The sequence below is a fragment of the uncultured Gemella sp. genome (assembly GCF_963515875.1).
In the GTDB taxonomy this organism is placed as follows: Bacteria; Bacillota; Bacilli; order Staphylococcales; family Gemellaceae; genus Gemella.
The window spans coordinates 19,697-34,735 of the sequence record NZ_CAUPZX010000017.1 but is presented as its reverse complement, the minus strand read 5'-3'; the positions used below and the strand labels follow the sequence as shown (position 1 = coordinate 34,735).

Annotated in this window: 9 protein-coding genes; 6 read left to right on the top strand and 3 right to left on the bottom strand. The window is 32.6% G+C overall.

Annotated elements, in window-relative coordinates; all coding sequences use genetic code 11:
* Window positions 1–97: 97 nt before the first annotated feature.
* Window positions 98–868, bottom strand: coding sequence for a MurR/RpiR family transcriptional regulator (locus RWL85_RS04500; protein ID WP_314085422.1), 771 nt, complete (start codon window positions 866–868; stop codon window positions 98–100).
* A 238-nt stretch (window positions 869–1,106) separates the two neighbouring features.
* Between RWL85_RS04500 and RWL85_RS04495 the strand changes: the two genes are divergently transcribed.
* Together RWL85_RS04495 and RWL85_RS04490 are read left to right on the top strand one after the other, a co-directional pair.
* Window positions 1,107–2,813, top strand: coding sequence for a PTS transporter subunit EIIC (locus RWL85_RS04495; protein ID WP_314085420.1), 1,707 nt, complete (start codon window positions 1,107–1,109; stop codon window positions 2,811–2,813).
* A 4-nt stretch (window positions 2,814–2,817) separates the two neighbouring features.
* Window positions 2,818–3,576: a Cof-type HAD-IIB family hydrolase gene (locus tag RWL85_RS04490; RefSeq protein WP_314085418.1), complete on the top strand. Its 759-nt coding sequence runs from the start codon at window positions 2,818–2,820 to the stop codon at window positions 3,574–3,576.
* Between the two features lie 42 nt (window positions 3,577–3,618).
* Here RWL85_RS04490 and RWL85_RS04485 read toward each other — a convergent pair whose 3' ends face one another.
* Window positions 3,619–5,052: a folylpolyglutamate synthase/dihydrofolate synthase family protein gene (locus tag RWL85_RS04485; RefSeq protein ID WP_314085416.1), complete on the bottom strand. Its 1,434-nt coding sequence runs from the start codon at window positions 5,050–5,052 to the stop codon at window positions 3,619–3,621.
* Window positions 5,053–5,819: 767 nt separating this feature from the next.
* Here RWL85_RS04485 and RWL85_RS04480 point away from each other — a divergent pair.
* The 4 genes from RWL85_RS04480 (at window position 5,820) to RWL85_RS04465 (ending at window position 11,840) form a co-directional block, all read left to right on the top strand.
* Window positions 5,820–6,275, top strand: coding sequence for a GNAT family protein (locus tag RWL85_RS04480; RefSeq protein WP_314085414.1), 456 nt, complete (start codon window positions 5,820–5,822; stop codon window positions 6,273–6,275).
* A gap of 335 nt (window positions 6,276–6,610) precedes the next feature.
* Complete coding sequence (locus tag RWL85_RS04475) at window positions 6,611–8,059, top strand: MATE family efflux transporter (RefSeq protein WP_314085424.1); 1,449 nt, start codon at window positions 6,611–6,613, stop codon at window positions 8,057–8,059.
* Window positions 8,060–8,202: 143 nt separating this feature from the next.
* Window positions 8,203–9,006, top strand: coding sequence for a dihydropteroate synthase (folP, locus tag RWL85_RS04470; RefSeq protein WP_314085412.1), 804 nt, complete (start codon window positions 8,203–8,205; stop codon window positions 9,004–9,006).
* A 20-nt stretch (window positions 9,007–9,026) separates the two neighbouring features.
* A complete protein-coding gene (locus tag RWL85_RS04465) occupies window positions 9,027–11,840 on the top strand; it encodes a DEAD/DEAH box helicase (protein WP_314085410.1) in 2,814 nt (937 codons plus the stop codon).
* Between the two features lie 105 nt (window positions 11,841–11,945).
* On the opposite strand, the gene adhE is transcribed toward RWL85_RS04465, so the two are convergent.
* The gene (gene adhE, locus RWL85_RS04460; protein ID WP_314085408.1) at window positions 11,946–14,588 is read right to left on the bottom strand and encodes a bifunctional acetaldehyde-CoA/alcohol dehydrogenase; all 2,643 of its coding nucleotides are present in this window, start codon (window positions 14,586–14,588) and stop codon (window positions 11,946–11,948) included.
* Window positions 14,589–15,039 lie beyond the last annotated feature (451 nt).

Below are 15,039 nucleotides of genomic sequence, written 5' to 3'. Positions count from 1 at the left end.
CATTAAAAATAGGCTGTTGATTCATGCATTTTTTGCATTTGTCAACAGCCTGAGGGAGTGACTCAAAATTACAATTTTTGAGTCACTCCCTTAGTTATTAATCAATTACATATAGACCAGGGCTTATTGTATTAACGATAGTTTCAAATAATATAATACCGACTACATTTAGCATAAGACGAGAGCGAATTTTCTTCCTATTTTTCGGAGCATCATAGACTTTTATTAAATGGTCACTCATTTTAGCTAGAGGGCTGTTTGCAAGACTTGTAATAGACAGAATTGTAGTACCGTTTTGCTTTGCTTCTAAAATGCAATCATTAATAACAGCGGTATTACCACTAAGAGAAAACACTAAAATCACATCATCTTTTGTACAGATTTCAGGAATTCTTTTAATAGAATAGTGCTCAAAATAATCGTTTGCCCATAAGTTGATAAGTTTAAGTTTCCTATTAAAATCACTCATAACCATATAACTAGAACCACTACCTAGACAAAAGATACGTCGTGCGTTGATTATTTTCTCGGCAAAAATATCAAAGTCATCTTGGTTAAGAATTGACATTGTTCTAGAAAATTCAACACTTAGCTGTTCTTTCAGAGTGATAAAAGTAGATGAAGTAGAGTGATTACTATTTTTAGCCAATTCTTTACTTATTTTCAGATCGTATTTTAGATCGATAAAAGTTTTGTAACCTAGTTTTTTGCAAGCGCGAATTACGGTAGAAGAAGAAACGAGAACAGCCTGCTTAATTTCTTTTAAAGTGGTATGTTCAATATTTTCCTGTTTCATAAGATAATCGATGGCTTGTTGTTCAGAGATAGATAGTTTATCATAATTGTCTTTTAGATTGTCAAAAAACATAATTTGCCTCCGAGAGTAAAATTTATTAATGAATTTCCTTTTCTTTACTCAGTATTATGTATCATAACATAAAATTCTAGAAAATAAAAGCTATTTTATCAATGGTTTACATAGTCTAGTAAAATTTTACTAAAATAGTAATAAATTACAAATGAAGGAACTTTTAGACAAAATAGGAAAAATCGTTTTCAAATCTGTTATAATATGGATATATAAAATTATAAAAGGAGAAAAGGTAATGGCAAAGAAAAAAAATAAATTCGTCTCTGCTTTCGAGCAATTCGGACGTTCGTTCTTATTACCAGTATCTGTACTACCTGGTGCAGGTATTATCAAAGGGATCGGGACAGCCTTCAGTAATTCAAACACTCTAAAAATGTTCCCAGTTTTAAAAAATGACATTATTCAATTTATTATGAAATTCCTAATTGTATTAGGAGACACAGCATTCAACAACTTACCAATTATTTTCGCGGTTGGGGTAGCTGTAGGGTTAGCAAAACGTGAAAAAGGTTCTGCTGCACTTTCTGGTTTATTAGGATTTATCGTATTACACTACGTACTTAACTTCTTATTAGTACAAAGTCATAAATTAGTAGATACTAGTAAATTATCAAGTAATGAAGCAAAATTAGCATTATCAAATGCCATGCAGACAAAAGTACTTGGTATTCAAACAATGGACCTTAGTGTATTCGGAGGTATCATCGTTGGTATCGTAGTATACTTCGTTCATAAGTGGGCTGTTAAAGTTCAATTACCAACAGTTATTGGATTCTTCAGTGGACCACGTTTCGTACCGATTGCAACTATCGTAATCATGTCAGCAGTAGCTACTGGATTATTCTTCGTATGGCCTCCAGTACAAAAAGGTATCAGTGTATTATCAGTATTCATTCTTAAATCTGGACCTATTGGTACGTTCCTATATGGTTTAGTAGAGAGAGCATTATTACCATTCGGTCTTCACCACGGTCTAAACTGGCCAGTTCGTACAACTGAATTAGGTGGAGCTTGGGAAATTGGTGGACACCGTGTAGTTGGTACAATCAACGCTTACTTAGCTTCATTAGCTGATCCAAACGTACAACACGTAGATCCAAGTATTACAAGATTCAATGGTGGTAAATTTGTTTACTTCATGTTCGGTCTTTCTGGTGCAGCTTATGCAATGTACAAAACAGCTGATGAGAAAAAACGTAAAGTTGTAGGTTCATTATTATTCGCAGCTGCAGGTACTTCATTCTTAACAGGTATCACAGAACCAATCGAATTCACATTCTTATTCGTAGCACCAATCCTTTATGTAGTACACGCATTCTTAGCAGGTTCAGCATTATTTGTAATGCACATGTTAGGAGCAGGGGTTGCTACTCCAACTGGACATGGATTTATTAACTGGGTAATCTACGGAGTACTTCAAGGACCTAAAACAGCTTGGTGGCTAGTACCAATCGTTGGTGTAGTTTACTTCTTTATCTATTACATCGTATTCAGATTTATGATTGTTAAATTTGATCTAAAAACTCCTGGTCGTGAAGACGGAGATGATGTTAAATTATCTAATAAAAACGAAGCTCGTGCTAAACTTGGTGTAGAAATTGCTACAATTGGAAAAGAAGAAGCAAAAGCAACTGATATGTCAGCATCTGGTGATGATGAAGTAATGGAAACAGTACAAAAAACACCAGAAGGAATTAGAAAACAAGCTACAGAGTTAATTAAAGCACATGGTGGCCCAGATAACATCGAAGCGGTAGATGCTTGTATCACTCGTTTAAGAATCAATGTAAAAGATAAAAGTGTAGTTGATCAAGAACGTATTACAACAAAACTTGGAGCTATGGGATTTGCGGAAAGTGATATGCAAATGCAATCAATCTACGGTTCTCATGCCAATGTATTAAAAATGGAAATCCAAGAAATGCTTGGTATGGAGGAATAATTTCATGAAGAATTTGTTTGTTACAGACTTAGACGGGACATATGTTAAAAATTCAGTGTTCGTAGAGCAAGAAGATTTAAAAGCGTATCATGATGCGAAAAAATACGGGGATTTCTCAGTTGCGACTGGGCGTTCTGTTGAAGAAATCAAATATATTGCAGAAGGCAATGATATGGATGTTACACACATGATAGGGTTTAACGGAGCGGTCGTAACAAGGCAAGATGAAGTTCTTTTTGAAAAATATATTCCTACTAAAGATTTAACTGGAATATTTGAATATCTAAAGGAGAGCAAATTAGTATTTGATGCTTTAGATGGAAAACAACGTATCGGTAATTTTGATCATGAGAAAAAAGATAGATTGTGGAATATGGAATTAATTTGTGTTGAAAATCCTTTTGAAATACTAAAAGGAAAAACAATCTACAAAATAAATGTAAGACCAACAAAAGAACAATTAGATTATCATTACGATATAATGAAAGAAAAATTTCCAGAAGTAGAGATTTATAAATCAGGTTCAACACGTATGGAAATCACAGCAAAAAATATTTCTAAAGCAAGCGGTATAGAAACTATTAAGTCAGGATATGATAGGGTAATAGCTTTAGGAGATTCAGGAAATGACGTGGATATGTTTAAAGTAGCGGATATTTCATACTGTATGAATCGTGCGCCACAAGAAGTAAAAAATCAAGCTACACATGTAGTAGAAGATTTTGCAGCGGCGATAAAACATTTTGTAGAAAACTATGAATAGTGAAACAAAGAACCAGCTGAGCTGCTGGTTCTTTTTATGTATTTAGTATTTCTCTAATATTTCACCTCTTACCGCTGAGATTAGATAAAGTGAACCTGTAATTAGAAGAATTTCATTATCTTTCAGATTTGGAATAATATTATTTAAAGCAACCTCGTAATTATCGTATTTAGTAACATGAGTATTACCGAAACTTTGAACTAGGTTATCAAGATTTGATTCTTTAATCTCGATTGGAACTTTTGTCGCTGAAAATTCTGTAGGGATAGTTTTTAATTTTTCAATCATATCTTTATAATCTTTGTCTTCTAGAATACCAAGTAGAATCTTTAGTTTAGGGAATTTTTGTTTATCTAGGTATGCCACTAAACTATCAATACCATCATTGTTGTGTGCACCGTCTAGAAGAATATTTTCACGAATCCATTCTAAACGACCTACCCAAACTGATTTGCTTAGAGCTTCTTTTGTAATGTCATCTTCTATATCGATAATACCACGTCTTTTCAGATTAGCTAATGCTTCTAAAGCTAAAGATGCGTTAAAAGTTTGGTGTGCACCGACCATTTTAGTAGAATAATCTATACCTTTATATGAAAATTCGTTACCTCTAGCTTCGACTTTCTTTACAACAATATCTTCTTCGTTTAGTATGCTTAAGTTAGCATTTTTTTCCTGACAGATGTCTTTTATCACATTTACAACACCTTCGCCAGCAGGATATATTAAGACATTATCATTTTCTTGGATAATTCCACCTTTTTCATAGGCGATTTTTTCAAGAGTATCGCCAAGAATCGCAGTGTGATCTAGACCGATTTTTGCAATTATAGATAATACTTTTTCTTTAAAAATATTTGTTCCGTCATATCTTCCACCAAGACCAACTTCCATAATTACGAAATCTGTTTTTTGCTCTCTAAAGTACAATAGAGCTACACCTGTGATGATTTCGAAGAATGACAGTTTATCACTAGGATCTGGATTGTTTTTGTCGTAAGTTTTTTGAACTAGTTTGAATAAACGATAAGCTTCTTTATACGAAATAAAATCATCATTAACACGAATTCTATCGTTAAAACTCAGCATACCAGGACTTGTGTATAATCCAACTCTATACTTGGTTTTTAAGACATCTTTTAAATAAGAACAAGTAGAACCTTTACCATTAGTACCAGCAACATGAATTACTTTAAGATCTTTTTCAGGATGGTCAAAAAGTTCAAGAATATGTTCCATTCTGTGAAGACCAAGTTTCATTCCAGTACGTTCTATTTTATACGATGAAGTAATAAGAAGTTCTTCGCAAGTACATTCAATTGCATAGTTCACAATTTCATCTTCATCTAAATTCAGAAGTTTTTCAGCAAGTTGCTCTAAACTTAACTGATTGAAAAGGTCTAGTATGTTATTTTTATCTTCTAAATTATTTTCTTTTAAATATTTCTCAAATTTTATTTTACAATTCAAATTCATAAATAAACACCAACATTTCTAATAATATACACTTAATTTTATAATGATAAAGATGAATTGTAAAGGATATAATTTTGGTGAAGGGATTTAAGTTAAAGCTAAAAATCGTGATTTCTAAAGAAACAATATTTTGTCGAGTTCCCCTTACACAGTTTATTAGATATCTAGAAGTTTTTATAAAGTGAATTTAGATATCAATAAACCACTACGTCTATGAGTTTTCATATGAACTTTGTTAAATTTTAGGACTTTTGAGGCAACCCCGGTTATATTGATTAGTAGATCTGAAATTATCTATGAAAAATAATAACTTTAGTTTCATTTTAATTATAGTTTTAAGTTTACATAAGGTTTGGGTTATATAATATAAACATACCAAAACTTAATAATATTTTTTTCATAATATATGGGACTGATTATTTTATCAGTCCCTTTCTCCATTTTTTTGGAGATTTGACAAGTAATAATTTTTATAATATTATTAGGGTGTATCAAGAGCCTTATTGATTAAGGAGAGATACTTGAAGAAGAGAAAGCCTTATTAGTTAAGGTTAAATAAAAGGTATATCTATTTGATATGTCTAATTTATTCAGATAGAATGAATTAGAATTACTATTACTATTTTAAAAATTTTGTGAATGTTCATACTGCTAAGAGATTAGTAAAAGAAAAATCTAAATTTTTAGAAATTAAGCTAGAACAATTCTATAAAGAATGGAATAGTGTGTAAATATTTAGTATAGATGATATTTGCGAAGGTGTAGATATGGATATTAGATTTGAAAAAGGTATAAGCAAAAACAATTCTCTAGTGATCTGTGAATGGTCGAATGAGAAAGGTGAAGAATTTCAAAAGCAATGGATGGGATTAAAGGTTTCTTATCCTTTAAATTTAAATAAGATACAGAATTTAGAGAATATATTTTCTATTTTTCATGAAGAAGAATTTCTTGGAATAATACAGATTATAAAAATCGAGGTAAATAATGTGCATTTAGGAAGATTTATTTTAAATCAACAAAAAGTAGGGCAAGGTCTTGGAAAGAATGCATTAGGATCATTTGTTCAGTATATTTTTGAGGATGAAAATATTGATAGTATAACTCTAACAGTATTTGATTCTAATATAATCGCTAAGAAACTGTATGAGAAATTAGGTTTTAAAATTGATAAAGTGATAGAATGTCCAAATTTGAAGTATATTATGAAAAGAACTAGATAATTATTATTTTCAAAACTTTTCAACTTTAGTTTCATTTTAATTATAGTCTAAAGTTCACGTAAGGTAAGTGGGATATAATATAAATATACCAAAACTTAATAATATTTTTTTTCATAATACATGGGACTGATTATTTTATCAGTCCCTTTCTCCATTTCTGGATAATTTTTGATTTTGAGTTTAAGCTATTTAGATAATAGATATTTTTTTTATTGGTTAGTCGTAATTCTATCAAATCTACAGGATGCAGATAGAATGTACGAATAACACATGCTACAGAAACTAGAATTTTTAGGACGAAAGGACGAGAGAATTCTTAGTTCTAAATCAGTGAAATATATGGCTCGTCTTTCGACGAACCTTTCTCCATTTTCAGAATAGTTTTCAAGTTATTCCTTGAATCTTTAATTCAAAGTGATATAATATTATTTATGAAAAAAACATCAGTAAATTTATTAGAAGGTCCGATATTACGGGCGATGATTGCTTTTGCGATACCGGTTATGATAGCAAATATTTTTCAGCAACTCTATAATACGGTGGATATTATGATTGTTGGTAGATTCCTTGGAGAAGAATCCCTTGCTGCTGTTGGAGCTACTGCTGCGATATTTGAGCTTGTAGTTGGTTTTGCATTAGGTACAGGAAATGGTATGGGTATAGTTATTGCCCGTTATTATGGTGCAGGAAACTATGAAAAGTTAAAGAGTGCTGTAGCTGCCACATTTGTAATAGGAGGGGTATTGAGTATTGTGATTGCCGTATTAGGTAATTTTGCTTTATATCCATTATTGAAATTACTTGGGACACCAAGTAATATTATTGCTCAGTCTTATGAGTATATTTATCTTATAGTAGTATTTGTAGGTGTTGCTCTTTTGTATAATTTATGTGCTGGACTACTTCGAGCAGTAGGAGATAGTAAGGCTGCATTATATTTTTTAATTTTTTCAGCAATTGTTAATACTGTATTAGATATATATTTTATTGCATACTTACATATGGGTGTGCGCTCGGCTGGGGTAGCAACAATTATTTCACAAGGAGTGTCTGCTGTATTGTGTTTTATTTATATTCGTAAAAAAACTCCGTTTTTAATCCCATCTAAAAAACATTTTACATGGAATAAAAAACTTTATGCTGATTTATTGGGACAAGGTATTTCTATGGGGCTTATGTTTTCTGTTGTTTCGATTGGAACTTTAATTTTGCAAACTTCGATTAATGCCTTAGGTTCAACGATTATCAGTGCTCAGACAAGTGCTAGAAGAATAATGATATTTGCACTTCTTCCAATAATAGCTATGAACGCGACTGTAACAACCTTTACATCGCAGAATTTTGGTGCGAGACAATATAGACGTATTGTTAAAGGTCTTCGACAAGCGATGACTATTGCGATTACTTGGTCAATTTTTATTAGTATTGTATTATTTTTTGCTAGTCCATATCTAAATGAACTTGTCACAGGAAGCAATGATGAAGAATTAATTTATCAAGCTTCATTATATCTAAAAATTAGTTCAGCATTTTATCCGATATTAAGTGTATTAGTAATACTAAGAAATGCCTTGCAAGGTTTAGGGCAAAAGATGATGCCACTTGTTTCGAGTATTATAGAAATGCTTGGGAAAATATTCTTTGTGATATTTATAATACCAAGTACAGGATACCTAGGTGTAATACTCGTAGAACCTATTCTATGGTGTGTAATGGCTGTTCAGCTATATTATGCATTTAGAAAAGAACCAGTTATTCGTTCGTTGAAGAAACAGAGTGAATAGAAAGTTAGGAGCAGTACTCAATTAATAAAATAGAGAAGTAATTCTAAAATCATAATTTTAGGGTTGCTTCTTTTTTTACTGCAAACCCCGTACTCACATGATATAATAGTAAGGTATGCAAAATAAAACGATAAGGTGATAGAATGAATAAATTAAAACAATTACTAAATGAAAAAAAATATTTAATTATGGGAATATTGAACTTTACTCCGGATTCTTTTTCGGATGGTGGAGATTTTTATGATGTTGAAGCTGCGATAGAAGGTGTTCGTAAGATGGTAGCTGAAGGTGCGGATATTATTGATATCGGTGCTGAATCGACTGGTCCAGGTTCTACTGTAGTTAGCGAGGAGGACGAACTTGCTAGATTACAAAGCGTATTTCCAACATTAAGAAAAACATTTCCTGATGTGTGCTTTAGCGTTGATACGTATAAGCCTAATGTTGCTGAATACATGGTTGAAGCAGGAGTAGATGTACTAAATGATGTGAATGGTGCTAAAGGAAGTACTATGGCAGAAGTAGCTTCTAAACATGATATTCCAATCTTTATTATGCACAATGGTGGTGTAGAAGAAGGTCAAGAGATTGAGCAAGTTGTACGTGAATTAGGTGAGAGTGTTGATATTTGTCTAAATGCAGGTGTGAAGAAAGAAAATATTATCGTTGATCCTGGAATGGGGTTCGGTAAAACTGCAGAAGCTAACTTGGAAATCACACGAAAATTAGAGTTACTTAATTCGCTAGGTTGTGAAATTTTATATGCAGTAAGTAGAAAGAGAACGACGAATTATGTGTTAGGTGGTAATAGTAATCCGAAAGATAGAGATATAGTAAGTGCTACTTTATCATTAGAAGCGGTGAAACGAGGAGCTAGAATGGTGCGTGTTCATAATGTAAAAGTTATGAAAGAAGCATTAATAACATATGAAATAATTAATGGGTAATCTAACAGAAGGAGGTTAAAATGAAGAATACATTTGTTTATAATAATCATTTAGAAGCGAAGAAAGTTCTTAGTACGCTTGAGAGTGAATTAGAAATGTGCGATGAATTTATTTTCAGCGTGGCGTTTATTTCAGAGAGTGGTTTGACTAGTTTACTTCAGACTTTGAAGAATTTGGAAGAAAAAAATATCTGTGGAAAGATTTTAACAACGAATTATTTATATTTTAATACTCCTAAAGTGTTAGAGAAATTGTCTAATTTTAAAAATATCTCTCTAAAGATTTATGATTGTGTAGAAAATAAACACGGCTTCCACACTAAAGGTTATTTATTTAGATATGGTGATTCATGGAAAGTGCTGGTGGGAAGTTCTAACTTAACGAGTGCAGCACTGACGATAAATAAAGAATGGAATACCTTTATTGAAGGAGATAGGATTCTAACTGATAATATCTTAGATGAGTTTAATAGTTTATGGGAGAAATCTAAGTCTTACTCTGAAATAAAAGATAAGTACCGTGAAGAATTCGCTAGCAATCAGATTGAGACTGTTACTAAGAAAATTATTTCCGAGGAAATTAAACCGAATAAGATGCAAAGGAGTTTTATAGAAAATTTCGAAAAACTTCGTAATCAAGATAACAAGGGTCTTCTTATTTCTGCGACAGGAACTGGTAAGACATTTGCGGCTGCTTTTGCGATGAAGAGTATAGGTGCTAAGAGATTGTTGTTTATAGTCCATAGAGAACAAATTGCTCGTCAGGCGCTGGAGACATTTAAGACTATTTTTGGAACTAGTCGTAGCTATGGTTTACTTACAGGTAAAGAGAAAAATATAGAAGCGGATTTTATTTTTTCTACAGTTCAAACTATGTCTAAAGAAGATGTTTTTAAGAATTTTAATGATACTCATTTTGATGAAATCTTAATAGATGAGGTACATAGAGCAGGAGCTGACAGTTATCTTAGATTGATGGATTATTTCAAACCGATATTTTATCTAGGGATGACGGCAAGCCCTGATAGAACCGATAGTTTTAATATTTATGAATTATTTAACAATAATATTGTTTATGAAGTTCGCTTAAAAGAAGCGATGGAGAATTCACTATTATGTCCGTTTCATTACTTTGGTATTAGTGATCTAGAAGTTGATGGTAAGGTTATTGACGAGCTGAGCGATTTTTCAAATCTAGTGTCTAATGAACGCGTTGAGCATATTATAAGTAAAATCAATTATTATGGCTATTCAGGAGATAGGGTAAAGGGTCTTGTTTTCTGTTCGTCAAAACAAGAAGCTAAGGTACTGAGTGAAGAGTTTAACGCACGTGGTTATAATACTACTAGCTTAACGGGTGAAGATAGTCAGGAGCGCCGTGAACAGGAGATTGCTAAGTTAGTTGCGAATAATGGTGATATGTTAGACTATATATTTACCGTAGATATTTTCAATGAAGGGGTAGATATACCAGAGGTTAATCAGGTAATTATGTTAAGACCAACTCAAAGTTCTATTATTTTTATTCAGCAGTTGGGTCGTGGTTTACGAAAATCTGCGAATAAAGATTTTGTTGTAATAATAGATTTTATAGCCAATTATAAAAATAACTTTTTAATCCCTGTGGCTCTATCTGGAGACAATAGTTATGATAAAGATACTGTTAGGAAGTTTTTATCTCAGGGGACTAGGTATATTCCTGGGATGTCGACTATTCATTTTGATGAAATCTCTAAACAAAGAATTTATAGCGCGATAGACAATGTGAAGTTAAACACGTGGCTATTTGTTACTGATGAGTATAATAAGCTTAAAAATAAACTAGGAAGAATACCTACTTATTCAGACTTTGAAAACTATGATTCCATAGATGTTAGAAAGATTTTTGAAGTAGCTGGAAGTTATTATTCATTTTTAACTAAGAAGGAAAAACAGTTTAAATATAGTGGAAAACTGACAAAGACCGCAGAGAATATGTTGAATTTTGTTTCTACTAATTTAATCTTGAGTAAAAAGGTAGAAGAACTTATAATTTTACGTTTATTATTGGATGAGAAGAAGTATGATATTCTTACAGATTTTGAAGAAATTATGTTGAAAGATTATAATAAATTTATTGCAGATTATGAGCTGGATGTTAGTAGAAAGATACTTACTAACAACTTCGTAACTAGCAGTGTCACTAAGAAGAAGTTTCATGATTGTATATTTTTAGATGAGAATGTTGCTGAGATAAGAATGTCTAAAGAATTCGAAGAACAGTTGCAATCAGAGATTTTTAGGGAATTATTACTAGATTTGGTAGACTATGGAATATATAGATATAATAAATATTACAAAGATAATTTATACAAAGATACTAATTTTGTATTGTATGAAAAATATAGTTTTGAGGATATTTGCAAATTATTCTCATGGGGAATTAACTACGTACCACTAGCTATAGGTGGTTATAAGTACGATGAAAGAACAAAGACTTTACCAGTGTTTATTAATTACGACATTGATGAAAATTCATTTAACCGTGATTACACACATGGATTTTTACCGGATAATGGTTTTACTTCGATGTCGAAGCCTAGAAGGAATTTAGAATCAAAAGAGTGCGATTATTTCTATAATAATGAAACGAAAATCTATCTATTTATGAGAAAAAATAAAGATGATAAAGATGGAGCACGAATTTTTTATTTCCTAGGTGAGATGAAGACGACAGGAAAGCCTAAATTAGTAGCTAGAGAAAGAAGCGGAGATACAGTAATTCAATTCTTCTATAAAATACAGACTCCAATTCGTGAAGATATGTACGAATATTTTACTAGAGACAGAATATAAGAATAAAACAATCCCCTTAGATTTTTTCTAAGGGGCTGTCTCTATTCATTACTTCTAGGATGAAAGGAAGTATGAGTCTAATGTTTAGTTATTTGAATGAATAGCTTATTGATTTTCTACGAATTTTTTCTCGTCGAATCCGAACCAAGCTGCTTCCATGATACCTTCCATATCTTTGATTAGAGCTAATCTTGGGTTAGCTGGAGTACATTGATCTTCATATGCATCCATTGCTAGAGTAGGTAGAGCTGCTTTGAATGCTTCGTAATCTACACCGTGATCTCTGAAGCACATTGGGGTTCCTACACGTTTACCAAGTTCGAATACTGCTTGAGCATAAGAATCAACTGCTTGTTCAGGAGTATCAGCTTTTAGCCCTAGCATACGAGCGATATCTTGGAATCTTTCATCAGCTTGATAGTGTTCGTATTTAGGCCATAGGACCACTTTACCTGGACGAGTACCGTTGTATTTGATTACATATGGTAATAATGTTGCGTTTGTTTCACCGTGAATAGTGTGGAATTTACCACCGATTTTGTGAGCCATTGAGTGAGAAATTCCTAAGAATGCGTTAGCGAAAGCCATACCTGCTAAGCAAGAAGCATTGTGCATTTTTTCTCTAGCGTCTTTGTCGAATTCTTTAACAGATTTTTCTAAGTTTTCGAATACAAGTTTGATTGCTCGAAGTGCTAAACCATCAGTATAGTCGTTAGCAAGGATAGAAGTATATGCTTCGGTTGCGTGTGTCAATACGTCCATACCTGTTGCAGCAGTTGGTCTAGCTGGTACTGTTTGAACTAATACTGGGTCAACGATTGCTACGTGTGGAGTGATAGCGTAGTCTGCTAACGGATATTTTTTATCATTTTCTTTATCAGAGATTACTGCGAATGGTGTAACTTCACTACCAGTACCTGATGTAGTTGGTACAGCGATGAATGTAGCTTTTTGTCCTAAGTGAGGATATTTAACAGTACGTTTTCTAATATCTGCGAATTTTTGAACTAGTTCAGTGAAGTCAGCGTCTGGTCTTTCGTAGAATAACCACATGATTTTAGCTGCGTCCATTGGAGAACCACCACCTAGAGCTACGATAGCGTTAGGTTTGAAAGTATTCATGATTTCTAATCCACGTTTTACAGTTGTGATGTCTGGGTTTGGTTCTACTCCAGCGAACACTTCATATTGAACTTTATTTTTACGACGATTTAGTTGATCGATGATACGTCCTGCAAATCCAAGTTTAACCATAGATTCATCAGTTACGATCATTACTCTTTCTAAACCCTCCATTTCACTAAGGTACTTAATTGCATTTGGTTCAAAATAAACTTTTGGAGGTAATTTGAACCATTGCATATTGTTGTTTCTACGTCCGATTAATTTGATGTTAAGTAAATTGATTGCGCTAACGTTACCTGATACTGAGTTGCGACCATAGCTACCACATCCAAGAGTTAGAGATGGGATAAATGCGTTGTAAACATCCCCGATTCCTCCGAATGTAGAAGGAGAGTTCCAAACTACACGGCATGCACGAACAACTTTACCGAATACTTCAGCAACTTCTTCATCTTGAGTGTGGATTGCTGCAGTATGTCCTAAACCGTTAAACTCAACCATTTGTCTAGCTTTTTCGATACCATCTTCAGTGCTAGTAGATTTTAATACAGCTAAAACTGGAGATAATTTTTCACGAGTAAGTGGTTCTTTAACTCCAACTTCGCTACATTCAGCAGCTAGGATTACAGTTCCTTTTGGTACTTCAAATCCTGCTAATCTAGCGATTTCTGTAGCAGGTTTACCTACGATAACAGAGTTTAGTTTAGCACCAGCGCAGTTTTCAGAATTTGCTTCAACACCAAATAGTAAGTTTTCTAATTTAGTTTTTTCTTCTTTAGATACGAAGTGTACTCGATGTGATTTCATGATTTTAACGAATTCATCGTATAATTCTTTATCAACGATTGCTGCTTGTTCACTTGCGCAAATCATACCATTGTCGAATGCTTTACTTAATACGATGTCGTTAACTGCTTGTTTAAGTTTAGCGTCTTTGTGAACATAAGCAGGTACGTTACCAGCACCAACACCTAGAGCAGGTTTTCCGCAAGAGTATGCTGCGCGAACCATTGCGTTACCACCAGTAGCAAGGATAGTAGCTACTCCCTCGTGGTTCATAAGTGCGTGAGTTCCTTCCATTGAAGGTTTTTCGATAAATTGAATACAGTTTTCAGGAGCCCCTGCTTTAACTGCAGCATCACGAACGATACGTGCAGCTTGTTTAGAACACTCATTAGCAGATGGGTGGAAACTGAATACGATTGGGTTACGTGTTTTTAAACAGATTAATGATTTGAAAATTGTTGTTGAAGTTGGATTAGTTGTTGGAACAACACCGCAAACAACACCAACAGGTTCAGCTATAGCTGTAAGTCCATCTACATCGTCTTTATCGATTACTCCGACAGTTTTAAGGCCACGCATATAGTTTACGATATACTCACATGCATATAAGTTTTTAATAGCTTTATCTTCAACAACTCCACGACCAGTTTCTTCAACTGCAGCTACAGCTAAAGGACCATGTGCTTCAAGTGCAGCTACAGCAGCAGCCTGAACTATTGCGTCTATTTTTTCTTGATCCTCAATTTTTTTGAATTCATCTAAAGCAACTAGCGCTTTAGATACTAGTGTATTTACTTCCTCAACTGGGTCTACAGTTTGTAATTTTTCTTTTGCCATAATATTTAACTCCTTTGACTAGGGAATTTATAACTGAAAGAGAGTATGTGTTACTTAAAATCTATAAGATTTAAAAAGCCAGTCTCTGTTGTTATAAACACCTTTTATTTGATTACAATAATATTTTACCACTAAAAATTAAACGAGTAAATATCTGTGTTATAACTGCTTTCTATATAAAATATATATTTTTTTATTCGATTTGAATGTACAAATATTTATTCGTGAAGAAAGTTTCTTCATGTTAAAAAATCTGTTCTACAAATAAAATACTTTATAAAAGTAAGCTTTTCAGTTTATTATATAATATTTATTTTATCTATTATATAACAGAATATAAGGTCATAAGTGTTGGTAAAGAGTGAAATATTATAGTAAAAATAAAGATTCTATAATTGATAAAGGTTATCAATGGAATTGAAAGTAAATTCTATTATATAATAGAAGAAAA